Origin of the sequence: Micromonospora marina (assembly GCF_900091565.1) — a bacterium.
GTDB lineage: Bacteria > Actinomycetota > Actinomycetes > Mycobacteriales > Micromonosporaceae > Micromonospora > Micromonospora marina.
Genome location: NZ_FMCV01000022.1, coordinates 1 through 25,813, shown reverse-complemented (window position 1 = coordinate 25,813; position 25,813 = coordinate 1). Strand labels below are relative to the sequence as shown.

Sequence of the window (25,813 nt, the reverse complement as noted above, 5' to 3'; positions counted from 1 at the left end):
CTGGTCAGCACTGTGGTGACCACCCCGCTGCCCGACCCGCCGACCGCCGCGCCCCGCCGGCTCCACGCCGTGCGGGCGCTCTGGCTCGCCCTGACCGGCCGGATCGCCCGGCTGGTGGCCGCGGTGCACCAGGCGTGGCGGCGGTCACTCCAGGTCCGTGTGGTCACCATCACGCTGGTGGCGTCGAGCCTGCTGGTGGGCGGTTTCGCATACCTGATCGCTGACAAGATCACGAGCATCCTGCTGGAGAACGCCGAGACCGACGTGCGGCTGCGCCTGAGCAACGGCAGCGAGTACGCGGCCAAGCAGTTCAACCTCTACAGCCAGCCGCAGGAGGCGCAGCTCCAGAACACCATCGACGGCACTGTGAACTACCTGGCCGGCGGAGACCCCACCCAGACCAGCGGCGTGGTGGTGGCGATCACCGCCGACAACTTCGCCGAGTTCATCGAGCCGCGTACCACGCCCGACGTGCCGGTGGGCGCGGTGATCGGCGACGAGCTGCGGGCCGCCGTCGCCTCCGGCAAGGTCGCGCACCAGATCCGCACCGGCTCGCTCGGCGGCGAACGGACGAAATACCTGGTCTACGGTTCCCCGGTGCCCACCAAGTTCGGGCAGGTCGAGCTCTACTACCTCGTACCCCTGGCCCGGCAGGACGCGACGGCGGCCGACGCCCGGGCCACGGTGGTCGCCACCGGCGTCGCGCTGGTGCTGCTGCTCGGCCTGCTGGCCGCACTGGTCACCCGCCTGGTGGTGACGCCGGTACGGGTGGCCGCGCGCACCGCGCAGCGGCTCTCCGCCGGCCTGCTCGACCAGCGCATGGTGGTCTCCGGCGAGGACGACCTGGCCCTGCTGGCCGCCTCGTTCAACCAGATGGCGACGAACCTGCAACGGCAGATCCTCCGGCTGGAGGAGATGTCCCGGCTGCAACGCCGGTTCACCTCCGACGTCTCGCACGAGCTGCGGACACCGCTGACCACGGTACGGATGGCCGCGGACCTCATTTTCGCCGAGCGCGACGAGTTCGATCCCGCGGTGGCCAGGAGCGCCGAGCTGCTCCAGGCCGAGCTGGACCGGTTCGAGGAGCTGCTCACCGACCTGCTGGAGATCAGCCGGTTCGACGCCGGCTTCGCGGTGCTGGACAGCGAGCCGACCGACCTGGTGCCGGTGGTGCACCGGGTGACCGAGCGGCTGGCCGGGCTGGCGGAGCGGGTGGGGGTGACCATCGAGCTGGACGTGCCGGCCACTCCGGTGATCGCCGAGGTCGACCCGCGCCGCGTCGAGCGGGTGCTGCGCAACCTGGTCGGCAACGCGGTCGAGCACGGCGAGGCCAAGCCGGTACGGATCACCCTGGGCCAGGACCAGAGCGCGGTGGCGATCACCGTGCGGGACCACGGCGTCGGCCTCAAGCCGGGGGAGGAGAAGCTGGTGTTCAACCGCTTCTGGCGGGCCGACCCGTCGCGCGCGCGCCAGACCGGCGGCACCGGGCTGGGCCTGTCGATCAGCCTGGAGGACGCCCGCCTGCACGGCGGCTGGCTGGAGGCGTGGGGCGCGCCGGGCCAGGGCGCCCAGTTCCGGCTCACCCTGCCGGCCCGGGCCGGGGACCGGCTCACCACCTCTCCGCTGCGGCTGGTGCCGGCCGACGCCACGGTGCCGTTCGGCGGCCCCCGCAACGGCGGGCTGCCCGCCATCGGTCCCGCCGGTGGCGTCGCGGCGCTGACCGCCGCCCCGGCCGACAGTGCCGGCAGCGCCGAGCACGCGGAGGCCCGGCCGTGAACCGCCGCGTCCTGGCCGTGCTGCTGACCGGCGTGCTGCTGCCGGGCGTGCTCGCCGGATGCGGCATCCCGGCGGAGACCGACGTGCAGGTGGACGGCTCGGTGCCGGCCGCCGAATCCGGGGCGCTCAACGGCAGTCCGGCCCGGCCGCCCGAGCCGGACGACAGCAGCGAGCCGGTGCCGTTCATCGAGAACTACCTGCGGGCCGCCGCGGCCGGGGAACGCGACCAGGCGTACGACCGGGCCCGGAAGTTCCTCGCCGCGGAGGCCCGCGACCTGCTTCCGGGCAAGCCGCAGACCAGCGAGATCGAGCTGACGGTGGTGCGGTTGCGGGAGAAGCCGGAGAGCACGCCGCCCAACAACCAGGGCACCAGCACCGTGACGCTCAAGGTGCAGCAGGTGGGTGTGCTGCGGGCCGACGGCACGCTCGGACCGCCGGTGGCGAGCGAGACGCAGTACGTCTTCGAGCTGCGCCGGGCCGAGCCGACCGGCACCGGCCTGTTGATCACCGAGCTGCCGAACGTGCTGCTGGCCAGCGACTCGGCGGTGCGCGAGTATTTCCGGCCGCGCACCGTCTACTTCTGGAACACCGACCTGACCCGGCTGGTGCCGGACCAGCGTTATCTGCCCTCGTCGGCGCCGACCGAGCGCCGGATCACCGAGGTGATGAAGTGGCTGGCCGACCGCCCGTCGGACTGGCTGGCCCCCGGGGTGACCGGGCTGCCCGACGGCACCCAGCTGATCAACAACGCGACCGGTGCGGACGGCCACTGGGAGATCAACCTCAACATGCCGGGCGCCAACGAGCAGCGGCTGACCCGGCTCGGCACCCAGCTGGCGTGGTCCCTGTCGGACCTGGAGGGCCAGGTCGACCTGAAGATCCAGAACCAGAAGCGGCTCACCGTCGACCTGCGGCGCGAGCGCGTCTCCACCGCCGCCTATCCACGCGGCGGGGATCCGGTACGGTTCGCCGTCTACGACGGCGCCGTCCGTCCCCTGGCGTTCGGCAACGAGTCGCGGGCCGCCGTGCCGCTGCCACCGGCAGAGAACCGCAACGTGGTCTCCGCGTCGCTCGCGCGCGCCGACGACCAGGTGCTCGCCGCGCTCGTGGTGACCGGGTCGGACAATCGCAGGCGGCTCAAGGTGGGCATCGGTCCGGAGCCGGTCGCGATGCTCAGCCCCGGCGACCGGACGTTCCGGGCGATGAGCCGTCCCACCTGGCTGCGGTCACTGGACGAGGCCCGCCCGGCCGGTGTGGTGGCCGCCGACGGCCGGCTCTACCGGTTCGACGGCGCGGGCCGGATGAGCGAGATCCCGCTGTCCGTTCCCGGGCCGGTGACCGCCGTGGCCGGCTCCCTCGACGGCCACCGGATCGCGCTGGCGTCCGGCGGCGCGGTCTTCGTCGCCGCGGTGAGCGTCGAAGGTGGCGTGGTCAGCCTCGGGCAGCCCCGCCGGTTGACCACGCTGCTCACCGGCGTGACTGTGGTGGACTGGGTGGCGGAGAACGAGCTGGCGCTGGCCGGCAACGAGGCGGACCGGCGCTCGGCGATCCACCAACTCACCGTCGACGGTGCCTGGGAGACCGCGCTGGCGGTGGAGATCGGTGCCCCGGTGACCCAGCTCGCCGGGTATCCGGGCGGCGGTGACCGTGGCCTGGCCGCGTTCTCGTTCATGTTCGAGACGGACGGCGCGGCCTGGCGGAACAACCCGTTCGACTACGTCAAGCGGGAGCAGGTGCTCGACGTCCCGCAGGGCAGCCGGGCGACCAATCCGACCGCACCGTTCTTCCTCTACTGAGCTGCCCGTGCGGGACCTGGGCGGGCTCTGGTCGGACCTGACCGACCTGGTGCTGCCCGCCGGGTGCGCGGGCTGTGGCGCGGGGGCGGTACGGCTGCGGCAGGGCTTCTGCCCCGGCTGCGTGCGGGAACTGGAGTCGCTGCGTCCCGCACCCGCCCGGCCCGATCCGGCTCCGCCCGGCCTGCCGCCCTGTGTCGCGCTCGGTCCGTACGGCGGCGCGTTGCGCGAAGGGCTGCTGGCGTACAAGGAACGGGGCCGGCACGGGCTGGCCCGGCCGTTGGGCGCGCTGCTCGCCGAGGTGGTCGCGGTGGCGGCGGGGCCGCCCGGCCCGGTGGCGCTCGTGGCGGTGCCCGACACCGCTGCCGCGGCCCGGGCCCGGTACGGCGACCACCTGGACCGGCTGGTCCGGCCGGCAGCGGCCCGGTTGCGCGCGGCCGGCTGGCCGGTACGCGTGCTGCGCCCGCTGCGGGCGCTGCCCCGGCCCGACTCGGTGGCGCTGGACAGCGCCGGGCGGGCGGCGGCGGCCGGGGAGGCGTTCCGGTTGCGCCGCCCGCCGACCGGCCACCGGCCGGGGGAGCGGGTCGTGCTGCTCGACGACATCGTCACCACCGGCGCGACCCTGGCGGCGGTGAGCCGGATGTTGCACCGCGCGGGAATGACGCCAAAGGCCGCGGCGGTGCTCGCCGCAACGCAAAAGCGGCACCGTCGGTGACGCTTCGTGTATCCGTTTCACCCCTTGGTGTATGAGCTGTTAAATTTCGCGACCGCCTTCGGCAACCGGGGGTGACGGGTGGCCGTACAGGAGTTAGCGTTTCGGTGTCGGGGGTAGTGAGGTTTCAAACCTTCCCCCGGCACTGGAAGGAGGCGTAGCCGAACAACACCGGTCGACGCCGAGCGGGGCCCTCCCGGGTGCGTCGGCCGGATGATCCGGACCGAACGACCGTCCGAACAAGGGAGGTCACGTGGACATCGTGGTCAAGGGCCGTAACGTCGAAGTGCCGGACCATTACCGGGTGCACGTAGCCGAGAAGCTCGCGAAGATCGAACGCTACGACCAGAAGCTCATTCGCGTGGACGTCGAGTTGTTCCACGAGCGCAATCCACGCCAGGCGGACACCTGCCAGCGGGTGGAGATCACGTGCGTGACGCGCGGCCCGGTCATCCGGGCCGAGGCCTGCACGAACGACTTCTACAGCGCGCTCGACGCCGCCATCGCCAAGCTGGACACGCGGTTCCGCCGCGCGGCGGACCGTCGCCGGGTACACCGTGGACGGCACGCGCCGATCTCCGTGGCCGCCGCGACCGCCGGCCTGCCGGTGGCCGACCTCGACGGGCCCGGACTGGCGGCGATCGACGGCCACGGCACCGCCACAGCGGTCGCCGAACGCCCCGACGAGAGCGGCTACGGCGAACCCGACGACCAGCCGTGGCACATCGCCCGCGCGAAGGTCCACCCCGCCGAACCGATGACCGTCGACGACGCGCTGTTCCAGATGGAACTGGTCGGTCACGACTTCTACCTGTTCCAGGACAAGGAGTCCGGCCGCCCGAGCGTGGTCTACCGGCGGCACGCGTACGACTACGGGATCATCCAGCTCGACGCGTGACCCCTTGACCGGTGAGGACGGGCCCTCGCGTGGGGCCCGTCCTCAGCTCTCGTCGGTGGCCAGCCGGCCGTAGACCACGGAGTCGACACGGGCGCCGTCCGGGCCGGGCAGCCGGCCCCGCAACAGCCCCTCCCGCCGGAAGCCGGCGCGTTCCAGCACCCGCTGCGAGGCGACGTTGTCCGGCCGGGTGCCGGCCCACACCCGCGCCACCCCGATTCCGAACGCCCACCCGGTGACCAGCCGGACCGTCCGGGCCGCCAGCCCGCGCCCGCGCGCCTCGGGCAGCAGGCTGTAGCCGATCATCGCCTGCCCGGTGGCCGGCTCGTCGTAGAACAGCGCGCAGCCGCCCACGACGGCGCCGGTGGCCGGGTCGAGGATCGCCAGGTCGGCGGCCTCGCCGGCGAGCCAGCGGCTCGCCGCCAGCCGGCAGCGGCGCGCGAGCGCCGCCCGCTGCGGCACCACCGCCGGCACCCGGTTCGCCACCACCTCCGGCAGCGAGTGCAGCCGGTACAGCACGTCCGTGTCCGCCGGCTCCACCGGGCGCAGCATCACCACGCCGTCGGTCAGCCGGCCGTCCGGCAGGTCCGGCAGCAGGCGGGCGATCGGCCCGGGCGGGTCGTCGGCCAGCCGCACCCAGGCGATCAGATCCTGGCGTACGCCGTCGCCGTCCGTGCCCGCCGCCCGGCGTACGCCCTCGTGCCGGTAACCGCAGGCGAGCGCGATGCGCTGGCTCGCCACGTTCTCCGTCCGGGTGAGCAACTCCAGCCGGGCCGCTCCGGCGGCGATCGCCCGCTCGGTCAGCAGCCGGGTGGCGGCGTTCGCCACGCCCCGGCCGCGCGCCGCCGGTCCCACCCAGTAACCGATCTCGTACGTGGCCCGCTCCGCGCTGAGCCGGGTCAGCCCGATGCTGCCGAGCAGCAGGTCGGTCGCCGGGTCGGCGATCGTGTACGCGGCTCCGCCCGCCGCCCACGCCGCGGGCGCGCCCTCGGTGATCCACCACCGGGCGGCGTCGGAGTCGTACGGGTCGGGCAGCAGGGGCATGAACCGGCGGGTCTCCGGGTCGGCACACCCGGCCACCATCTCGGGCACGTCCGCGAGGTGGCACGGCCGCAGCCGTACGCCGTACCCCTCGATCGTCTCCGGGGTCACGCCAGGGCACCCGGCAGCAGGCCGCCGATCCACACGTCCTGCCGCTCGCCGCGGTGCTGGACGCCGCCGCGCAGCGTGCCCTCGACGGTGAAGCCGGCCTTCTCGGCGGCCCGCCGCGAGGCGGTGTTGCCCACGTTCGCCCGCCACTCGATCCGGGCCAGGCCGAGCGTGGTGAAGCCCCAGGCACAGACCGCGGCGAGCGCGGCCGGCAGGTAACCCCGGCCGCGGGCGTGCGGCGCGGTCAGGTAGCCCACGTCGGCCACCAGCGGGTCGCCGGGCAGCAGACGCAGGTCGACCGAGGCGACGTAGCGGTCGTCCGGGTCGGCCACGGCGAACGTCGCGGCGGTGCCCCGCGCCCAGGCCGGGCGCACCAGGTCGCGCAGGAAGCCCTCGGCGTGCTCCGGCCGGTACGGGTGCGGCACCGTGGTCCAGCGGATCGTCTGCTCGTCCTGGCAGGTGCGGGTCACCGCGGCCAGGTCGCGTTCCTCCAGCGCGCGCAGCCGCAGTTCGGTGTCCCCGGCGGTGGCGAACAGGACCGGCTGCGGCCGGCCGAAGACCGCCGCCCGGCGGGCCTGGAGCGTGCCCGGGCCGTAGGGGACCGGGTCGCCGGCGGCGGCGACCTCGCCGGGGAGCAGCGAGCCGATCCACCCCTCGGGTCGGCCGCCGGGGCTGGGGTGGGCCAGCCGCAGCTCACCGTCGATCCGGAAGCCGGTCCGCAGCGCGACCAGCCGGGAGGCGTGGTTGCCGATCTCGGCCTGCCAGGTGAGCCGGAGCAGTTCGAGCGTGTCGAACGCCCAGCGGGCGAGGGCGCGGGTGGCGCGGACCGCGACGCCCCGGCCCCGGGCCCACGGCGCGGTCCAGTAGCCCACCTCGGCCGAGTCCCGCGCGCGGTCGACCGAGACCAGGCCGACCGAGGCGAGCAGCTCACCGGTGCCGGCGTCGCAGACCGCGAAGTGCGCTGCGGTGCCACCGGCCCAGCCGGTGGCGCTGATCGTGGTGACGAACCCGGTCGCGTGCTCCGGCAGGTACGGGCGAGGTACGGTGGTCCAGCGCTGGATGTCCGGATCCTGGCAGGCGCGGTGCACCGCGTCGGCGTCCTCCGCGCGCCACGGGCGCAGCAGCAGGCCGTCCTCGATGATCTCGACAGGCTCCATTCGAGCCATCGTGCCGGATCGTTCGCGCACGGCGTAACCCGGCTGGCGGCCGGTGGCGCACGGTCGCGGCGTTATGTCGGGTTCCGGAGCCCGGACCGCCGCCACCAGTGACCATCGTCGCCCCGGAGCGCCTACGATGGTTCGAGACCGTCTAGGGGAGCGTTGATCCGTGTCGATTCTGGAAAAGTTCCTTCGCGCCGGCGAGGGCCGCATGGTGCGTCGGCTGAAGGCCATCGCTGCCGCCGTCAACTCGATCGAGGACGACTACGTCGACCTCAGCGACGACGAGCTGAGCGGCATGACCGTCCAGTTCAAGGAGCGGCTCGCGGATGGCGAGACCCTCGACGACCTGCTGCCCGAGGCGTTCGCGGTGTGCCGCGAGGCCGCCTCGCGGGTGCTCGGCCAGCGCCCCTACGACGTCCAGGTGATGGGTGGCGCGGCGCTGCACTTCGGCAACATCGCCGAGATGAAGACCGGTGAGGGCAAGACGCTCACCTCGGTCATGCCGGTCTACCTGAACGCGCTCGCCGGTAAGGGCGTGCACGTGATCACGGTGAACGACTACCTGGCCGAGCGCGACGCCGCCTGGATGGGCCGCGTCCACGAGTTCCTCGGCCTGCGCGTCGGCGTGGTGCTGCCGAACCGGCCCGCCACCGAGCACCGCGCGGCCTACGAGTGCGACGTCACGTACGGCACCAACAACGAGTTCGGCTTCGACTACCTGCGCGACAACATGGCCTGGTCGAAGGACGAGCTGGTCCAGCGCGGCCACTTCTTCGCCGTGGTCGACGAGGTCGACTCGATCCTGATCGACGAGGCGCGTACCCCGCTGATCATCTCCGGTCCGGCCGAGCACTCCGCCCGGTGGTACCAGGAGTTCGCCACAGTGGTGGCCCGGCTCCAGCCCGGCACCGACGGCGAGGGCGACTACGAGGTCGACTACGCCAAGCGCACCATCGCGATCACCGAACGCGGTGTGGCCAAGGTGGAGGACCGCCTGGGCATCGACAACCTCTACGAGTCGGTGAACACCCCGCTGGTCGGCTACCTGAACAACGCGATCAAGGCCAAGGAGCTGTACAAGCGCGACAAGGACTACATCGTCAACGACGGTGAGGTCCTGATCGTCGACGAGTTCACCGGCCGCATCCTGCACGGCCGCCGCTACAACGAGGGCATGCACCAGGCGATCGAGGCCAAGGAGGGGGTGGAGATCAAGCAGGAGAACCAGACCCTGGCCACCATCACCCTCCAGAACTACTTCCGCCTCTACGAGAAGCTCTCCGGCATGACCGGTACCGCCCAGACCGAGGCGGGCGAGTTCAACAAGGTCTACAAGGTCGGCGTCGTGACCATCCCGACGCACCGGCCGATGGTCCGGCTCGACCGGCCCGACGTCATCTACAAGACCGAGAAGGCCAAGTTCAACGCCGTCGTCGAGGACATCGCCGAGCGGCACGAGCAGGGCCAGCCGGTGCTGGTCGGCACCGTCTCGGTGGAGAACTCCGAGATCCTGTCGCACATGCTGCGCCGCCGGGGCATCCCGCACTCGGTGCTGAACGCGAAGTTCCACGCCAAGGAGGCGGAGATCGTCGCGCAGGCCGGGCGCAAGGGCGCGGTCACCGTCGCGACCAACATGGCGGGCCGCGGCACGGACATCCTGCTCGGCGGCAACCCCGAGTTCCTCGCCGCGAACGAGCTGCGCCAGCGCGGGCTCGACCCGGTCGAGCAGCCGGAGGAGTACGCCAAGGCGCTGGAGGAGATCCTGCCGACCTGGAAGCAGGCGTGCGACGTCGAGGCGGAGGAGGTGGCCGCCGCCGGAGGGCTCTACGTGCTGGGCACCGAGCGGCACGAGTCCCGCCGGATCGACAACCAGCTGCGCGGTCGCGCCGGCCGGCAGGGTGACCCGGGCGAGTCCCGCTTCTACCTGTCGCTGCAGGACGAGCTGATGAAGCGCTTCCGGGCCGGCGCGGTCGAGGCGGTGATGGACCGCTTCAACATCCCGGAGGACGTGCCCATCGAGTCGAAGATGGTCACCCGCCAGATCAGGAGCGCCCAGGCCCAGATCGAGGGCCAGAACGCCGAGATCCGCAAGAACGTCCTCAAGTACGACGAGGTGCTGAACAAGCAGCGCCAGGTGATCTACGCCGAGCGTCTCCGGGTGCTCAACGGCGAGGACCTGTCCGACCAGGTCCGCAACATGATCGACGACGTGGTGACCGCGTACGTGGTCGGCGCGACGAGCGACGGCTACGCCGAGGACTGGGACCTCGACCAGCTCTGGTCGAGCCTGAAGCAGCTCTACCCGGTCGGCGTCACAGTCGAGGAGCTGGAGGAGGAGGTCGGCTCCCGCTCCGGTATCGACCAGGACTTCCTGCTCGCCCGCCTGAAGGAGGACGCGCACGCCGCGTACGACAGGCGTGAGGAGAACCTCGGCGAGGAGGCGGTGCGCCAGCTCGAGCGCATGGTCCTGCTCCAGGTGATCGACCGTAAGTGGCGTGAGCACCTCTACGAGATGGACTACCTCCAGGAGGGCATCAGCCTGCGGGCGTACGCCCAGCGCGACCCGGTCATCGAGTACCAGCGCGAGGGCTTCGACATGTTCGCCTCCATGATGGACGGCATCAAGGAGGAGACGGTCGGCTTCCTCTACAACCTGGACGTGCAGGTCGAGGAGGCGGAGCCGGAGGCCGAGGAGGTGCAGCTGCTGGACAAGCCGGTGGAGATCCGGGCCAAGGGTCTCAACCGCGCGCCGCAGCAGCAGGGTCTGCAATACTCCGCGCCCGCCGTGGACGGCGAGGCCGGTCGGGGCGCTCCGGTGATCGAGCGGCCCGAGCAGCAGGCGCCGGCGCTCGGCATCGGGCAGCAGTCCTCGGAGCGCCCGGCCGCCTCCACGCCGCGCCGTGCGCCGGCCGGCGCGAGCGGCCAGGCGGTCGCCGCCAGCACCGCCCGGCGGGCCGCGCCGGGCCAGGTCGACGGGGGTGAGGGGCCGTCCCGTAACGCGCCCTGCCCGTGTGGCTCGGGCCGCAAGTACAAGCGCTGCCACGGCTCGCCCAACGGCGGCAACTGACCCCGAGCGAGCGCCCCGACGGGCCCCGGCCACACGGCCGGGGCCCGTCCCCGTCCGGCTGGTTGTTCCGGCGTGAGCCTCCCGTCGAGCGAGATCGGCGTTCCGCTGGTGGGAGCGGTGAAGATCTTGGTAGGCATGGGCCTCTACGCGGGCCGTTTCGGACCAGGATCTCGCCGGGAGTGGGGGGCGATGGCCGGGTTCAGAGGACGTCGAGGACGAGACACAGCCAGGTGCCCCGGCGGCGTTCCAGGCGTACCGCCACCGCCCAGCTCGCGCCTGCGGCGCCGGCGAACACGGCGGTGGCCTCGACCGCCCCCGGGCGCGGCTCGCACACCCGCAGGCGCCGCAGCAGGAGCGCCGGCCGGGCGGTTCGGCGGCGGACCGGCGTCACCCGGCGGGCCGCGCGGGTCAGCTCGGCCGTCACCGGGCCGGCCGACTCGGGCAGGCAGAGCGGCCGGAGCTGACCGGGCGGGCGGAAGCCGTTGACGATCTCCAGGAAGGTGCGCACGAACCGGTGCGCCGCCCGCGCTCCCTCGGGTGTGGCGGAGGCGAGGGCCGACGCCTGCGGGCCGGACCAGCGTGGCCAGGCGGGCACCGGGTCCGGGGCCCGGTCGGCGGGGCGCGCGGCGGTACGGCGGCGCGGGTCGGCCAGGTCGAGCGTGAGCTGCCCGACGGGGCTCCAGAGTGGCTCCTCGTCGGTGCACGGCGGGTCGAGCGGCGGGGCGGGCCGGAGACGGACCGGCGGGCGGGGTGCGCGGGGACGGCGGGTGTCGACCATCTCTAATCCTTGCGTTTGCCTTCGTTTGCCTCCGACAGGGCCTCATCTTCCCGGATGTGCGCGACCGTCGTCAATGGCTCACGGTCCCCGGGCGGTCACTCCTCGTCGCGCTCGCCGAGCGGGTTGCCGCGTACCCACTCGGCGGTCTCGGCGTACTTGCGTTCGATGTATTCCTCCAGCCGGGCGCGTTCGACCCGCCACTGACCCCGGCCACCGATCTTGATCGCGGGCAGCTCGCCGCTGCGGACCATGTGGTAGACCTGCGAGTCCGAGACGTTCAGCTCGGCGGCGACGTCGGACAGCAGCAGGAACCTCGACTCCACGGTGTGACTCCCGGCGTTGGCTTCGTTTGCTTCAGTTTGCCATCAACTGTCGACATCGCCGCGCGCCCGTTCGGGAGACACACCGGCGGGAGGCTTCACCCGGGCGGGTGCCGGGTGTATGACGGTCTCGGCGTACGGCATGATCGGCGCCCGGAGTCGGCGACCGCCGACGATCGGCCTGAGTGTGGGAGTGACCCGTGACCGACGAGCTTGTCCGGGTGTACCTGCCGGCGACCGTTCCCATGCTCGCCCGCCTGCGCGAGGAGGGGCTGGGCGCCGAGGCGGCGCACGCCGTGACCCCCGAGCTGCGCGAGTGGTACGCCGAGGGCGACGAGGAGGAACTGGAGTACGTGGCCTTTACCCGGGCCGCCCAGGACGCGCTGCTCCTGCTCCGGCACGACCCCGCCGCGCCCCGGCGACGGGTGGTGGTCTCGGCCGACCTGCCGGCCCGTGCGGTCGGCCGGGTCGGCGGCGAGCTGGGATCGAGCGTGGTCCGGCCGGCCGGGCCGGTGCCGGTGAAGTCGGTCGCCGCGCTGCACGTGGACGGCGCGGACGCGGTCGAGGACGTGGCAGCCGCCGTCGACGTGGTGGCGGAGGCCCAGGCGGGCGACCCGGACGCCCAGTTCACAGTCGACGGCGCCGAGGACCACGAACTGGAGTGGTACGACGTGACCGAGCTGGACCTACTGCTGCGCGAAGCCGGCTGACGGCGGCTCAGGCCGCCGGCTCGTCCTCGTCGTCGTCCACCGGGCGCGGGCCCAGCGTGCGCCCGAAGACGATGAGCGTGGTCAGCGCGCCCACGAAGAGCACCCAGATTCCGTTGTCCACCCGTGAGGTGCCCAGCGCGGTCTGCGCCACCTCGTCGGCCTCGCTGAGCGCGGCGGCCAGGTCGAGCAGACCGCGTCCGCCGATCCGGATGATCACTTCGGTGAGCAGCAGGAGCAGGCCCGCGCCCGCCCCGGCCACCAGGTACGCCGGCCAGCGCAGCGGCGACGCCGCGCCGTCGCGGCGCTCCGCCCGGCGCCGGGACCAGGTCAGATAGAGGTACGCGGCCAGGCCGGCGAGCAGGCCGGCGAGCAGCGACTCGGTACGCGATACCCACTTGGCGGCGTCGAGCACCGACTGCTGGGTCTCCCCGGCGCCGAACAGCTCGGACAGCGGATCCCGGGCGCGGCTGAACAGCACCACGAAGATCTGCGCGGTGAGCGTCGCGAGCGTGATCGCCCCGACCACCCGGGCCTGGCGCGCGCCGGCCATCGCCCCGCCGATGATCGCGGCCGCCGCCGCGGTGCCGGCGATCGTGTTCGTGGTGGCGTTGTCCGCGTACGTGAGGTTGATCGCCACCGCGGTGACGAGCCCGACCAGCAGGCCGGTGCCGACGGCGGCCAGGAAGCGCAGCGTGGCGCGGCCCAGCCGGTTGGTCGCGAGCAGGGCGACAGTGGCGCCGGTGACCAGCGCCGCGGTGATGACGCCGGGCAGCGCGTAGGCGGAGAGGCTGATCGCGGTGACGCCGGCCGCCGTCGAGTGGATCGCCTCGTGGGTGGACCAGAGCATGGCGGCCAGCCACCCGATCGAGAGCAGGCCGAGCGCGAGCGCGCCCGGCGCGAACTCCGGCCGCCCGCCGGTGGCCACGACCTCGTCGGCGACTGCCTCGTGCCCGGCTGCCGCGTCGTCAGTGCCCGCCTCGCCGGACGGCCGGTGGTCGGATCCGGCCGGCGCCTCGGCAGCCGTGGGCTCGCCCGTGGTCGGCTCGACGGCCTCGGGCTGGTCCGTCTCCGCGGCCGTGGAGCTGCCGGGCTGGTTGCTCATCGTCTTCCCTTCGACGGTCGCCGGATCTCCCCGCGCCGGGCCGGGCAGGTCACCGCTCATCCAGCGTACGCGGCGCGCTGCCGCTCCTCGGGCGGGCCGTGTGCCGTCTGCGCCTTGATCGACTGCGGTTCGCCGATGTGGTGGCATCCCGAGAGTTCGGACACCGCCACCTCCCCGGGACGAAGTGGATCAATGGCCGACACCCGGCGCGCCGGTCCACCGGCGCTCCGACGAATCGACGAGAAACGGAGTCGTGGTCCGATGTTTCGTCGGAATCGGGTCGGTTGGGCCGATGGTCCGGAGTTGGCCTGGCCGTCCGGTGTGCCAGGGAGGCGCTTCCGGAGCGGGGTTGTCGTGACAGAATCGGGCCAGGTCCCGCCGCCGCTGCACCCCGCGGCGTCCGGCGTCCGGCCGCCCGGCCGGCGCCCGCGGGTCCGGTTTCGCCGTCGCCGCCGAGATCGCCAGGAGCCTGTGATGGACGCCGTGTTCTCCGTACCCGAGCCGCTCAACGAGCCGGTACGCACCTACCAGCCCGGCAGCGCCGACCGGGAACGGCTCCAGCGGCGGCTGGCCGAACTGGCCGCCGAGCGGATCGAGCTGCCGATGACGATCGCCGGTGAGCGCCGGATGGCCGGCGGCGCGTCGATCGACGTGGTGCAGCCGCACAAGCACGCGCACGTCCTCGGCGTGACGGGGCACGCCACCCACGAAGACGCCCGCGCCGCGGTCCGGGCCGCCACTGATGCCGCCCCGATGTGGCGGGCGCTGCCGTTCGAGGAGCGGGCCGCGATCTTCCTGCGCGCCGCCGACCTGCTCGCCGGCCCCTGGCGGGACACGCTCAACGCGGCCACCATGCTCGGCCAGTCCAAGACCGCCGTCCAGGCCGAGATCGACTCGGCGTGCGAGCTGATCGACTTCCTCCGGTTCAACGTGCACTTCGCCCGGCGGCTCCTGGCCGAGCAGCCGCTGTCCTCGCCCGGGGTCTGGAACCGCCTCGACCACCGGCCGCTGGAGGGGTTCGTCTACGCGATCACCCCGTTCAACTTCACCGCGATCGCCGGCAACCTCCCGTCGGCGCCGGCCCTGCTCGGCAACACGGTGGTCTGGAAGCCGTCCCCGACGCAGCAGTTCGCGGCGCACTTCACCATGCGCCTGTTCGAGGCCGCCGGCCTGCCGCCCGGTGTGATCAACATGGTCACCGGCCGCGGCGAGGAGGTCTCCGAGGTGGTGCTGGCCGACCCGGACCTGGCCGGCATCCACTTCACCGGCTCGACCAAGGTGTTCCAGCACCTGTGGAAGACCGTCGGCGACAACATCGCCCGCTACCGGGGCTACCCCCGCCTGGTCGGCGAGACCGGCGGCAAGGACTTCGTGGTCGCCCACTCCAGCGCCGACGTGGACGCGCTGCACACCGCGCTGATCCGGGGCGCCTACGAGTACCAGGGCCAGAAGTGCTCGGCCGCCTCCCGGGCGTACGTCCCGCGGTCGATCTGGGAGGGTGGGCTGCGCGACCGGCTCGCCGCCACCGCGGACTCGCTGACCTACGGCGACGTGACCGACTTCGGCAACTTCGGCGGCGCGGTGATCGACGACAAGGCGTTCGGCCGGCACACCGCCGCGCTGGAGCTGATCAAGGGCGACGACTCCTGCCGGATCCTGGCCGGCGGCACCGCCGACGACTCGGTCGGCTACTTCGTCCGGCCGACGCTGTTCGAGTGCTCCGACGCCGCGCACGAGACGTTCACCACCGAGTACTTCGGGCCGATCCTCGGCGTGCACGTCTTCGACGACGCCCGCTTCGACGAGGTGGTCGCCCAGGCCGAGTCGATCGCGCCGTACGCGCTGACCGGGTCGATCTTCGCGACCGACCGCCGGGTGGTCGACCAGGTGGCGGAGAAGATGCGGTACGCCGCCGGCAACTTCTACATCAACGACAAGCCGACCGGCGCGGTGGTCGGGCAGCAGCCGTTCGGCGGCGCCCGGGCCAGCGGCACCAACGACAAGGCGGGCTCCTGGCACAACCTGGTCCGCTGGATGTCGCCGCGGACGATCAAGGAGACCTTCGTCCCGCCGACCGATCACACCTACCCGCACATGGGTTGAGCGCTCCACGAGGGCCCGTCCCGGCCGGGGCGGGCCCTCTTCCTCACCCGACAGTGCACATCGGACCGGTCATCGGGTGCCGAAATGAGCAAATCCTGGACGCCAGAGCCGACAAAGTGGCAGCTTAGAGGGCATGGCGGATTCCGGAGTCAACCCGACGGCAGCAGCTCTGCTCGGCCTGCTGCACGACGGCCCGATGACTGGCGGCCAGTTGATGGCCGCCGCCGAGCGCCGGCTGGCGCCGTACTGGTCGATGACCCGCAGTCAGGTCTACCGGGAGCTGCCGGTCCTGGCCGAGAAGGGTCTGGTGCGACTCGGCAAGCCCGGGCCGCGGATGAGCCAGCCGTACGCGCTGACGGCGGCCGGGAAACGGACATTCTCCCGCTGGCTGGCGGAGAATCCCGGCAAGGACACCATCCGTAACCCAATAGCGCTACGGATCGCGTTCGGCAACCTGCACTCGGCGAGCCAGCTCAAGAACCTGTACGCCTCGGCGAACGAGTACCACACCGAGGCGCTGGCGGCGGTGCGGGAGCAGGTCAAGAACGCCAAGAAGGAGGGCGACAGCTACGACGCCAGCGCGCTGGAGTTCGCCGTCGCCTACCACAAGGCGGCGCTGTCCTGGCTCAAGACCGCGCCCGTCGGCTGACCACCTGCAACAGGTTGACGGACCCAGGCAGCAGTCTTTTCGCGCGTGACTGCGGGGCTCGCAAGCTCACTCCTCGCACGCGCAGTGCAGTCTTTTCGCGCGTGACTGCGGGGCTCGCAAGCTCACTCCTCGCACGCGCCGGTAGTCTTGTCTGTCGTGACCGCTGCCGATTACGCCGAACAGCTCAAGGACCTCGACGCCACGCTGCGCAACATCGAGGCTGTGCTCGACCTCGACAAGCTGCGCGAGCAGAAGGCCCGGCTGGAGCAGGAGGCCTCCGCGCCCGACCTCTGGGACGACCAGGCCAAGGCGCAGCAGGTGACGTCGCAGCTGTCGTACGTCAACGGCGAGATCACCAAGCTCGGTGACCTGCGCTCCCGGCTCGACGACGCCGGCGTGCTGCTGGAGCTGGCCCAGGCCGAGGACGACCCGGGCGCGCTGACCGAGGTCGAGACCGAGATCACCGGGCTGACCAAGGCCATCCAGGAGATGGAGGTCCGCACGCTGCTCTCCGGCGAGTACGACTCGCGGGAGGCACTCGTCGCGATCCGGGCCGGCGCCGGTGGCGTCGACGCCGCCGACTTCGCCGAGATGCTGCTGCGGATGTACCTGCGCTGGGCCGAGCGGCACGGCTACCCGACCGAGGTCTACGAGACCTCGTACGCCGAGGAGGCGGGCCTGAAGTCGGCCACCTTCACGGTGAAGGTGCCCTACGCCTACGGCACGCTCAGCGTGGAGTCCGGCACGCACCGGCTGGTGCGGATCAGCCCGTTCGACAACCAGGGCCGCCGGCAGACCAGCTTCGCCGGCGTCGAGGTGCTGCCGGTGGTGGAGCAGACCGACCACATCGACATCCCCGAGAACGAGATGCGGATCGACGTCTACCGGTCCTCCGGCCCGGGCGGGCAGAGCGTCAACACGACCGACTCGGCGGTCCGGATCACCCACATCCCCACCGGCATCGTGGTGACCTGCCAGAACGAGAAGTCCCAGCTGCAGAACAAGGCGTCCGCGCTGCGGGTGCTCCAGGCCCGGCTGCTGGAGCGTAAGCGGCAGGAGGAGCAGGCCAAGATGGCGGGCCTGAAGACCGACGCCGCCGGCTCGTGGGGCGACCAGATGCGCTCGTACGTCCTGCACCCGTATCAGATGGTGAAGGATCTGCGTACCGAACAGGAGACGGGCAATCCGTCCTCGGTCTTCGACGGCGAACTGGACAGCTTCATCGAGGCGGGAATCCGCTGGCGGAAGCAGCAGCAGCTCACCGCTGACGGTGCGTGATCACGGCCGGACGCAACGCGTCATCGATCTCGTGTTGACCGGGTAAATCGATGACGCGCACCGCTTGGGCGGGGCGTGGGGCTTGGCTCAGCAGTTACACCGCGTAGACTACCGACCCGTGATTCAGCTTGAGCAAGTGACGAAGACGTACCCGAAGGCGTCCCGGCCTTCGCTCGACAACGTGTCCGTCTCGATCGAGAAGGGCGAGTTCGTCTTCTTCATCGGTCCATCCGGCTCCGGCAAGTCCACCATCATCAAGTTGCTGCTGCACGAGGTCACGCCCAACAAGGGCCGGGTCGTCGTCAACGGCAAGGACGTCACCTCGATGCGTTCCTGGAAGCGGCCCCACTTCCGGCGTTCCATCGGCTGCGTCTTCCAGGACTTCCGGTTGCTGCCGAACCGCACCGCGTACGAGAACGTGGCGTTCGCACTTGAGGTGATCGGCAAGACGAAGGCGGTCGCCCGCCGGGTCGTGCCGGAGGTGCTGGAGCTGGTCGGTCTCGGCGGCAAGGAGCACCGCTACCCGCACGAGCTCTCCGGTGGTGAGCAGCAGCGTGTCGCGGTGGCCCGGGCGTTCGTCAACCGGCCGCTGATCCTGCTGGCCGACGAGCCGACCGGAAACCTGGACCCGGACACCTCGATCGAGATCATGCGCCTGCTGGACCGGATCAACCGCACCGGTACGACCGTCGTGATGGTCACGCACGACTCCAACATCGTGAACCAGATGCGGCGCCGGGTCATCGAGATCGAGAGCGGCCGCATCGTGCGCGACCAGGCCCGCGGCGTCTACGGCTGAGCCGGACGACGTTCCGTAGACCCTGACGACGAAACCTCACGCCGGAGAGCCGGAGGAATATCCCGATGCGGATGAAGTACGTCCTGTCCGAAGTACTGGTCGGGCTGTGGCGCAACGTCACCATGACCATCGCCATGATCATCACAATGGCGGTGTCGCTGTTCATGCTGGGCGGCAGCGGCCTTCTCTACCAGAAGGTCGGCGACATGAAGGACCTCTACTACGAGAACGTCGAGGTCTCGATCTTCCTCAAGACCGATGCCACCGAGGAGCAGGTCGACGCGCTGGGCCAGCAGCTCGAGCAGGACCCGCTGGTCAGGGACTCGACGTACGTCAACAAGGAGCAGGCGTACGAGCGCTTCCAGCAGATGTACGCCGACGCCCCGGACCTGGTCAGCGCCGTCAAGCCGGACCAGCTTCCCGAGTCGTACCGGGTCAAGCTGAACGACCCGGAGCAGTACAAGGCCATCTACGACAAGTACAAGGCCACCGAGGGCATCGACACGATCGTCGACCAGAGCAAGCTGCTCGACAAGGTCTTCGGGGTGCTCAGCGGCTTCCAGAACGGCGCACTCGCGATCGCGATCGTGATGGCCGTCGCCGCCCTGCTGCTCGTCGCGAACACCATCCAGGTCGCCGCGTACAGCAAGCGGCGTGAGGTGGCGGTCATGAAGCTCGTCGGCGCGTCGAACTGGTTCATCCAGGCGCCGTTCGTGCTGGAGGCGGTGGTGGCCGGTCTGTTCGGCTCCATCCTGGGCCTGCTCGCGTTGGTCGCGGTGAAGGTGCTCGCGGCCGGCAGTTCGATGGCTGCCCTGGAGGGTCTGATCACCCCGATCTCCTGGACCGACATCTTCCTGACCTTCCCGCTGATGGCCGCCGTCGGTGGCGTGGTCAGCGCGGTCACCGCCTGGGTCACGCTCCGCTTCTACCTGCGGGTCTAGTCACCTTCTACGGCTCACCGAGGGCCCTCCCGCGCCGGAACAAATGGCGCGGGAGGGCCCTTGTGGTTCCGGTAGCATGATCTCCGCTCGCCGGCCGGTGGCCGGTGAGTCGATCAGGAAGGGGGTGGCGCCGATGCCACGGGAAAAAGGTCGCAAGGTGGTCGCCTCCAACAAGAAGGCGCGCCACGACTACGCCATCCTCGACACGTACGAGGCGGGCATGGCGCTCACCGGCACCGAGGTCAAGTCGCTGCGGGCCGGGCGGGCGTCGCTCGTGGACGCGTTCGCCCAGGAGCGCGACGGCGAGATCTACCTGCACGCCATGCACATCCCGGAGTACGCCCAGGGCACCTGGACCAACCACGAGCCCCGGCGCACCCGCAAGCTGCTGCTCAACCGGCTGGAGATCGACCGGCTGCTGGGCAAGCTCAAGGAGAGCGGCCTGACGCTGGTGCCGCTGCAGGTCTACTTCTCCGACGGCTGGGCCAAGGTGGAGATCGGCCTGGCCCGGGGTAAGAAGTCGTACGACAAGCGCCAGGACCTGGCCAAGCGGGACGCCGACCGGGAGATCGCCCGGGCGGTGGGCCGGCGCGGCAAGGGCATGGCTGAGTGATACGTCCGGTTCGTCCGGTGGCCCGCGTCGGGCGGGCCTCGGGATGAATCCGGTTGCGCCAGGCGTTAGGCTTGGTGTGCTGCCGACAGGGGCAGCGCCACGAGGGGGTGACTGGTTTCGACTTCGTACGCAGCGACAGGGGAAGCGAGCCGAGGAAGCCGACGTCGTCTCGAGAATCGGTCGTCGGAAACCAATAAGCGCCAAGAACAATCGCGCTGACTTCGCTCTCGCCGCCTGAGGCGAGTAGCAAGTCTGTCGGCCTGGGAGTGCCTTCGACCCAGTTTGCCGGCATCAGCTAGGAGGCTGGCCAACCGGACCCGGTCGCGGGGTCCGTGCGGCGAGATCAATCAGCGACTGGGCCCGTCACACCAACTTGCTCGCGTGAGCGGTGGGGCCGAGTAGAGGCATAGCGAGCTGCGCTCGGAGAAGCCCTGACAAACCGGCGAAGGACCCGGGTTCGATTCCCGGCACCTCCACGACACGGCCTGTGCGCCCCGGTCCACCCGGACCGGGGCGCACAGTCGTCTCCGGGGTCCGTGTCATCTCGTGGGGCCGCTGACACGGACGGGACAGATGAGGCGGCGCCGACCGCTGGACAGGCCCTCGAACCGGGTCCACCATCGCCATACGGGCTAGCACCCCAGCAGCGGGAGGTGTCCCATGGCCACCAGTCCTCTCCAGCAGCCGGCCGCCGTGCTCCCGAGCACCCCCGGTGACCTGCGCGCCCTCGGGCGGGCGCTGGCCGCCGCCGGGCCGCGCTGGCGGCAGCGACTTCTCACCGACCTGGACCCCGTCCGGCGGGGCTTCACCGAACACGTCCGCGTCACCGAGGGCGCGGGTGGGCACTACGCCGACCTGGTGCGCGCCGCGCCCCGGCTGGACCGGGGCGTACGTCTGCTCGGCGAGCACGCCGAGATCAGCGCGGCGCTCGCAGCGCTCCAGCACGCCGTGCGCCGGCCAGGAGTGTCCGCCGCCGAGGTGCGGGCGCGCACCCGCGACCTGCTGCGTCGACCGGCACCGGCGTCACGGTGCCGACCTGGTCTGGGAGGCGTACCAGACCGACCTCGGCGGCGAGGACTGAGCCCGGGAACCAGCCGGGACGGGTACGCGTCCAATGCCGTATGCGTCGCGTGCTCGCCCTGCTCGGGATCCCCCTGCTGGCCCTCTCCGCCTGCGCCACGCCCGGTGCCGGCCCGGGGGGCACACCGCCTGCCGGCCCGGACCAGCGGCCCGTGTTCACCGAGCGGGCCGAGGAGGTCGCGGCGGGCTGGCGGCCCGGACCGGGCTGGCGCGACGGGTACGTGCCGCTCCAGGACGCCACTGTGCTCACCGGCGACCCGGGCTTCACCGCGGAGACGAAGACCGCGTTCGGCGCCGGCTGGTACCGGGACCAGATCCCGATGCCGGCAGACGTGCCGCCCGACGGCACGATCCGGTTCCCCGACGGCACGCTGCGGGTGCCGCTGGTCAGCGCCGCCGACGCGTACGCCCGACTCGACCAGGGCGATCCGCCGCCGTGCGACGGACGCCCGGCCGCACCGGACCCGGCACCGACCGGGTCGCCCGGCCCGGACGACTCGGTGTCGACCTCGGTGCCGACCCCGTGCGTCCCGCTCACCGTGACCGAGGTACGGCTGGGCAGCGCACCGGTGTGGACCAGCCGGGGCCGCGCCGAGGTGCCCGCCTGGCTGTTCACGGTGGACGAGCTGGCCGTACCCGTGGCGCGGGTCGCTGTGGCGCCGCGCGTGACCGGCCGGGTGCCCGACGGCGTGGTGCCCGGCAGGCCGCTACCGGCGGGCCTGGTGTCCGCTCAGCAGTTGCGGGCGGTCGAGGGCAACCGCATCGACTACCTGCTCGGGGTCGGCGCCTGCGACGGCCCGCCCACGCCGATGGTGCTGGAACGGCCGGACGTGGTGGTGATCGGCGGTGCGGTGGTCTCGCCGACCGGCCACTGCACCGCGCAGCTCGTGCTGAAGCCGGTCAGCGTCACGCTCGCCGCGCCGGTGGGCGGGCGCGTGGTGCTCGACGCCGGCAGCGGTGCCCCGCTGACCGTACGGCCCGGCTGAGCGTCACAGGATCCGTGGCACGTCGGTGCTGATCGGCACCGGCAGCACCGTCGGCCGATCCGTGGCGAGCGCGTCGGTCAGCGCCGAAGCGAGCCCGTCCAGCGTGGTCGCCGCACCGGCGCAGCCGTAGCCGTGCGCCACCGCCGTCACGTCCAACCCGGGCAGGTCCAGTGCGGGCACGCCCGGGGTGTGCTTCAGCTCGGCGAACGCCTTGAGGATCGCGTACTGCTGATTGACCGGGACCACGACGGCGAGCGGCAGCCGCAGCCGCGCCGCCGTCCACAGCGCCTGGACCGAGTAGTGGAACGAGCCGTCGCCGACCACCGCGACCACCGGGCGGCCACGGCCGGTGTCGCGTTCGGCGAGGGCCATGCCGACCGCCGCCGGCAGCCCGAATCCGAGACCGCCGCTGGCCATCGTCAGGTACGAGCGCGGCCGCTCGATCGGCAACCGGCGGCGCAGCGCGGCCAGGTTGGACGGCGACTCCTGCACCAGCACCCCGTCCGCCGGCCACGCGGCTGCGAGCGCGGCGAACAACGCGTCGGCGCTCGGCGGGTCGGCCGCCTCCGGTGGGGCCGGCTGCGGGCGCGCCGACGGCGCCGGCCGGTCGGTCGCCGGCAGCAGTTCCCGCAGCGCGGCCATGGTCAGCCCGGAGTCGCCGAGCAGGCTCTCCCCGACCGGGGCGCGGGCCGCCTCGTCCGGGTCGTCGGTCACGTGCAGCAGCCGCGCGTCGCCGGGCAGGTAGTCACCCGGCACGTGCGGGTAGTAGCGGAACACCGGCGCGCCCACCACCAGCACCACGTCGTGGCCGCGCAGCGCCTCCGACAGCGGCCCGATCGCGTACGGCAGCACGCCCCGGAAGTGCGGGTGGCGCTCCGGGAACACGGCCCGCTCCGGCGCCGGGGCGGCCCAGACCGGGGCGGCCAGGTGCTCGGCCAGCGCCACCGCGTCCGGCCAGGCGTCCGACCGGTCCACCGCGGCGCCGAGCACAAGCGCGGGGGAGTGGGCGGCGGCCAGCGCCCCGGTGAAGCTCCGCAGCCGGTCCGGGTCCGGGGCGATCCGGGTGGCGACGGTTCGCACCTGCGGCGGCGGGTCGGCCGGACGGTCCCAGTCGTCCATCGGCAGGGAGAGGAAGACCGGCCCGGCGGGTGGTTGCACCGCCGAGGCGTACGCCCGCATGAAGGCCGCCGGGATGTCCTGCGCGCGGGCCGGTTCGTGGGCCCACTTCACGTACGGCTGGGCCAGCTCGACCGCCCGGGGGCTGGCCAGGCGCGGCTCGATCAGCAGCATCTCGCGGGTCTGCTGGCCGGCGCTGACGACGAGTGGGGTCCGGTTGTGCCAGGCGGTGACCAGGTTGCCCATGCCGTTGCCGGTGCCCGGCGCGGTGTGCAGGTTGACGTGCGCGGGCCGGCCGGTGCCCTGGGCGTAGCCGTCGGCCATCGCGACTGCGGACGCCTCCTGGAGCGCGTGCACGTAGTGGAAGTCCGCCGGGAATTCGGCCAGGAACGGCTCCTCGGTCGAGCCGGGATTGCCGAAGACGGTGGTCAGGCCGAGCGCGCGCAGCAGGTCGTAGGTCGCCTCGCGCACCGTCGCCATCGCCGGCTGCCTCCGTCCTCGCGTGGGGATGCCGGAGCCGGCCCGGTGCCCTGTCCCCCCGACCAGCCGAATCTATCGGGCGGAGGATGACTTTTCGGGCGCTTCCCGCGCTCAGGGCAGCGGGAACGGCAGCTTGATCCCGTCCAGCGCGCTCCCGCACGGGCACTCCCGCTCGGCCGGCAGCGCCGCGACGGCGTCCAGGAGCAGCCCGCGCAGCCGGTCGGTGTTCTCCGCGAAGACCCGGAACACCTCCTCGTGGGTGACCGACTCGCCCGCCTCGACGCCCGCGTCCAGGTCCGTCACCAGCGCGATGGACGTGTAGCAGAGCGCCAGCTCGCGGGCCAGCACCGCCTCCGGGTGGCCGGTCATGTTGACGATCGTGCCGCCCATCGAGGTGAACCAGCGCGACTCCGCCCGGGTCGAGAACCGCGGGCCCTCGACCACGACGACGGTCCCGCCGTCCACCGCCGGCACGCCCCGCCCGGCCGCCGTGTCCAGCAGGGTGCGCCGCCCGGCCGGGCAGTACGGGTCGGCGAACGACACGTGCACCGCGCCCCGGTCGTAGTAGGTCTGCGTACGCCCGCTGGTGCGGTCGATCAACTGGTCCGGCACCACGAACGTGCCCGGACCCAGCTCCGGCCGCAGGCCGCCCACCGCGCAGGGCGCCAGCACCTGGCGTACGCCCAGCGACCGCAACGCCCACAGGTTCGCCCGGTACGGGATCAGGTGCGGGGGATACCGGTGGTCGCGCCCGTGCCGGGGCAGGAACGCCACCCGGCGGCCGCCCACCTCGGCGACCGTGATCGGGCCGGACGGCTCGCCGTACGGAGTGTCCACCACGTGCTCCACCCCGTCGAGCAGGGCGTACAGCCCCGACCCGCCGATCACCGCCAGTTCGGCCCGCACCGCCATCCGGCCCTCCCTCGATCCCGTCGCGATCACCCGCCGTCAGACCTTAACCAGCGGGCCGGGCGCAGGCTATGGTGCGTGACATGGCGTTGACAGGGTGGACGGTCGACGGCCTCGGGCCCGTACGGGCACACGGCTGACGGGTGTCGGACATGCAGGGTGAGGGGCAGGCGATCGGTGGCCGAGCCATGGAGTCGATGACCGGACGACTGCTGGTCGCGACACCGGGGCTCAAGGACCCGAACTTCGACCGTACGGTCGTGCTGCTCGTCGCCCACGAACCCGGCGGCGCACTCGGGGTGGTGCTGAACCGGGCCACCGAGGTCTCGGTGGCCGACGTGCTCGGCGACTGGAGCGATCTGGCCGGCGACCCGGCGGTGCTGTTCGAGGGCGGCCCGGTGCAGCCCGACTCGGCCATCTGCCTGGCCCGCATGCGGCACCCCGTCCGCCCGGTCAAGGGCTTCCACCGCGTCTCCGGCGCGGTCGGCACCATCGACCTCTCGGTCGACCCGGAGAAGCTGCGTGAGGCCGTCGGCGGGATCCGGGTGTTCGCCGGCTACTCCGGCTGGGGCGCCGGGCAGGTGGAGCGCGAGATCGAGGAGGGCTCCTGGTTCGTGTTCGACGCGCTGCCCGGTGACGCCTTCGTCGACCGGCCGGATGATCTCTGGCCGATGGTGCTGCGCCGGCAGGGCGGCATGATGGCCGCGGTGGCCCACTTCCCGCCGGACGTGGCGCTGAACTGAGGCGGGTGCGGGGTGACCCCCGCGAGATGACCATGCCGGGCGGCGTGTGTATAGTTCTCTCCGTGCCCGGGCGACCGGGACGACCGCAAGGGGCCGTGGCGCAGCTGGTAGCGCACCACACTGGCAGTGTGGGGGTCAGGGGTTCGAGTCCCCTCGGCTCCACCCTTGAAATTGCAGGTCAACGGCCTGGTCGAGCGATCATCGACCGGGCCGCTGATTTGTTTCCGGCCCAGCGTCCAGGGCTCCGGCAAGGTAGTTGTTTGACCGTTTCAGGTGATTCCGAGTAGTTGGAGTGGCCGGTAGGGGTTTCGGCTGTTGTGGCGTAGGGCTGCGGCGATGGTTGTGGTGGTGCCGGTCAGTCGGAGCAGGCTGATCGCTGTGTTGCGCAGGGTGGCCATGACGCGTGGCGCGTTGCCGGTGCGGATGCGGCTGGCGTCCTCGGCGTAGGTGGTGTCTCTGATGTGGTGCAGGGTTTCGATGGCCCAGTGTCCGCGTAGCCAGTCGGCGAGGTCGGCGGGGCTGGCCTGGGTGGTGGTCAGGTTGGTGATCGCGTAGACGGTGACGGTGGACCAGCGGCCGGTGGCCAGGTTCATCCGTCGGCGGCGGATTCGTAGCGCTTGCACGGCGTGCGGGAAATCCAGGGCGAGGGCTGGG

22 protein-coding genes, 1 tRNA gene and 1 other RNA gene are annotated in these 25,813 nt (G+C 72.2%); 16 read left to right on the top strand and 8 right to left on the bottom strand.

What is annotated here, in order from left to right; genetic code table 11:
- Positions 1-12 precede the first annotated feature (12 nt).
- The 4 genes from mtrB (at position 13) to hpf (ending at position 5,179) form a co-directional block, all read left to right on the top strand.
- Positions 13-1,776 (top strand): MtrAB system histidine kinase MtrB, encoded by a 1,764-nt coding sequence (gene mtrB, locus GA0070215_RS21980; protein WP_167361547.1) that lies wholly within the window; start codon positions 13-15, stop codon positions 1,774-1,776.
- On the top strand, positions 1,773-3,572 hold the full coding sequence (locus GA0070215_RS21975) for an LpqB family beta-propeller domain-containing protein (RefSeq protein ID WP_091049255.1): 1,800 nt from the start codon (positions 1,773-1,775) through the stop codon (positions 3,570-3,572). Before mtrB ends, GA0070215_RS21975 begins: the two co-directional genes overlap by 4 nt.
- A 7-nt stretch (positions 3,573-3,579) precedes the next feature.
- The gene (locus tag GA0070215_RS21970; RefSeq protein ID WP_018787589.1) at positions 3,580-4,284 is read left to right on the top strand and encodes a ComF family protein; all 705 of its coding nucleotides are present in this window, start codon (positions 3,580-3,582) and stop codon (positions 4,282-4,284) included.
- A gap of 250 nt (positions 4,285-4,534) precedes the next feature.
- Positions 4,535-5,179, top strand: a complete 645-nt coding sequence (gene hpf, locus GA0070215_RS21965; RefSeq protein WP_091049252.1) for a ribosome hibernation-promoting factor, HPF/YfiA family — start codon at positions 4,535-4,537, stop codon at positions 5,177-5,179.
- A gap of 42 nt (positions 5,180-5,221) precedes the next feature.
- Here the strand turns inward: hpf and GA0070215_RS21960 are convergent, their stop codons facing one another.
- The gene (locus GA0070215_RS21960) at positions 5,222-6,328 is read right to left on the bottom strand and encodes a GNAT family N-acetyltransferase (protein WP_091049248.1); all 1,107 of its coding nucleotides are present in this window, start codon (positions 6,326-6,328) and stop codon (positions 5,222-5,224) included.
- Positions 6,325-7,482: a GNAT family N-acetyltransferase gene (locus GA0070215_RS21955; protein ID WP_091049244.1), complete on the bottom strand. Its 1,158-nt coding sequence runs from the start codon at positions 7,480-7,482 to the stop codon at positions 6,325-6,327. Before GA0070215_RS21955 ends, GA0070215_RS21960 begins: the two co-directional genes overlap by 4 nt.
- Positions 7,483-7,651: 169 nt before the next feature.
- Between GA0070215_RS21955 and secA the strand changes: the two genes are divergently transcribed.
- Positions 7,652-10,552, top strand: coding sequence for a preprotein translocase subunit SecA (secA, locus tag GA0070215_RS21950; protein ID WP_026268418.1), 2,901 nt, complete (start codon positions 7,652-7,654; stop codon positions 10,550-10,552).
- Between the two features lie 199 nt (positions 10,553-10,751).
- On the opposite strand, the gene GA0070215_RS21945 is transcribed toward secA, so the two are convergent.
- Positions 10,752-11,330, bottom strand: coding sequence for an Rv3235 family protein (locus GA0070215_RS21945; protein WP_091049241.1), 579 nt, complete (start codon positions 11,328-11,330; stop codon positions 10,752-10,754).
- Between the two features lie 95 nt (positions 11,331-11,425).
- Positions 11,426-11,653, bottom strand: a complete 228-nt coding sequence (locus GA0070215_RS21940) for a helix-turn-helix domain-containing protein (RefSeq protein WP_013474124.1) — start codon at positions 11,651-11,653, stop codon at positions 11,426-11,428.
- A 197-nt stretch (positions 11,654-11,850) separates the two neighbouring features.
- On the opposite strand from GA0070215_RS21940, the gene GA0070215_RS21935 reads away from it, so the two are divergent.
- Complete coding sequence (locus GA0070215_RS21935) at positions 11,851-12,360, top strand: DUF6912 family protein (RefSeq protein WP_018787595.1); 510 nt, start codon at positions 11,851-11,853, stop codon at positions 12,358-12,360.
- Between the two features lie 7 nt (positions 12,361-12,367).
- Here the strand turns inward: GA0070215_RS21935 and GA0070215_RS21930 are convergent, their stop codons facing one another.
- The gene (locus GA0070215_RS21930; protein WP_091049430.1) at positions 12,368-13,462 is read right to left on the bottom strand and encodes a hypothetical protein; all 1,095 of its coding nucleotides are present in this window, start codon (positions 13,460-13,462) and stop codon (positions 12,368-12,370) included.
- A 474-nt stretch (positions 13,463-13,936) separates the two neighbouring features.
- Here GA0070215_RS21930 and pruA point away from each other — a divergent pair, with 474 nt between their 5' ends.
- The 8 genes from pruA (at position 13,937) to GA0070215_RS21885 (ending at position 21,911) form a co-directional block, all read left to right on the top strand.
- Positions 13,937-15,565 (top strand): L-glutamate gamma-semialdehyde dehydrogenase, encoded by a 1,629-nt coding sequence (pruA, locus tag GA0070215_RS21925; RefSeq protein ID WP_091049237.1) that lies wholly within the window; start codon positions 13,937-13,939, stop codon positions 15,563-15,565.
- Between the two features lie 133 nt (positions 15,566-15,698).
- Positions 15,699-16,214, top strand: coding sequence for a PadR family transcriptional regulator (locus GA0070215_RS21920; RefSeq protein ID WP_018787598.1), 516 nt, complete (start codon positions 15,699-15,701; stop codon positions 16,212-16,214).
- Between the two features lie 156 nt (positions 16,215-16,370).
- Positions 16,371-17,492, top strand: a complete 1,122-nt coding sequence (gene prfB, locus GA0070215_RS21915) for a peptide chain release factor 2 (protein ID WP_091049234.1) — start codon at positions 16,371-16,373, stop codon at positions 17,490-17,492.
- Between the two features lie 118 nt (positions 17,493-17,610).
- Positions 17,611-18,291 (top strand): cell division ATP-binding protein FtsE, encoded by a 681-nt coding sequence (gene ftsE, locus GA0070215_RS21910; RefSeq protein WP_013284225.1) that lies wholly within the window; start codon positions 17,611-17,613, stop codon positions 18,289-18,291.
- A 65-nt stretch (positions 18,292-18,356) separates the two neighbouring features.
- A complete protein-coding gene (ftsX, locus tag GA0070215_RS21905) occupies positions 18,357-19,232 on the top strand; it encodes a permease-like cell division protein FtsX (RefSeq protein ID WP_018787601.1) in 876 nt (291 codons plus the stop codon).
- Positions 19,233-19,365: 133 nt separating this feature from the next.
- Positions 19,366-19,845, top strand: a complete 480-nt coding sequence (gene smpB / locus GA0070215_RS21900; RefSeq protein WP_013284227.1) for an SsrA-binding protein SmpB — start codon at positions 19,366-19,368, stop codon at positions 19,843-19,845.
- Between the two features lie 103 nt (positions 19,846-19,948).
- Positions 19,949-20,324: a transfer-messenger RNA gene (ssrA, locus tag GA0070215_RS21895) on the top strand.
- A 642-nt stretch (positions 20,325-20,966) separates the two neighbouring features.
- Positions 20,967-21,911: a hypothetical protein gene (locus GA0070215_RS21885; RefSeq protein WP_091049230.1), complete on the top strand. Its 945-nt coding sequence runs from the start codon at positions 20,967-20,969 to the stop codon at positions 21,909-21,911.
- Between the two features lie 3 nt (positions 21,912-21,914).
- On the opposite strand, the gene mdlC is transcribed toward GA0070215_RS21885, so the two are convergent.
- Positions 21,915-23,507 carry a benzoylformate decarboxylase gene (gene mdlC / locus GA0070215_RS21880; RefSeq protein ID WP_091049227.1) on the bottom strand — a complete coding sequence of 531 codons (1,593 nt, stop codon included), beginning with the start codon at positions 23,505-23,507 and terminating at the stop codon, positions 21,915-21,917.
- A 111-nt stretch (positions 23,508-23,618) separates the two neighbouring features.
- On the bottom strand, positions 23,619-24,419 hold the full coding sequence (locus tag GA0070215_RS21875; protein WP_018787606.1) for an S-methyl-5'-thioadenosine phosphorylase: 801 nt from the start codon (positions 24,417-24,419) through the stop codon (positions 23,619-23,621).
- Positions 24,420-24,568: 149 nt separating this feature from the next.
- Between GA0070215_RS21875 and GA0070215_RS21870 the strand changes: the two genes are divergently transcribed.
- Entirely contained in the window at positions 24,569-25,159 is a 591-nt protein-coding gene (locus GA0070215_RS21870; protein ID WP_018787607.1) for a YqgE/AlgH family protein, read from the top strand.
- 89 nt (positions 25,160-25,248) lie between these two features.
- Positions 25,249-25,321, top strand: a tRNA-Ala gene (locus tag GA0070215_RS21865).
- Between the two features lie 107 nt (positions 25,322-25,428).
- Here the strand turns inward: GA0070215_RS21865 and GA0070215_RS21860 are convergent.
- Positions 25,429-25,813 (bottom strand): transposase (locus GA0070215_RS21860; protein WP_141708234.1); only part of this gene is annotated, 385 nt, incomplete at its 5' end.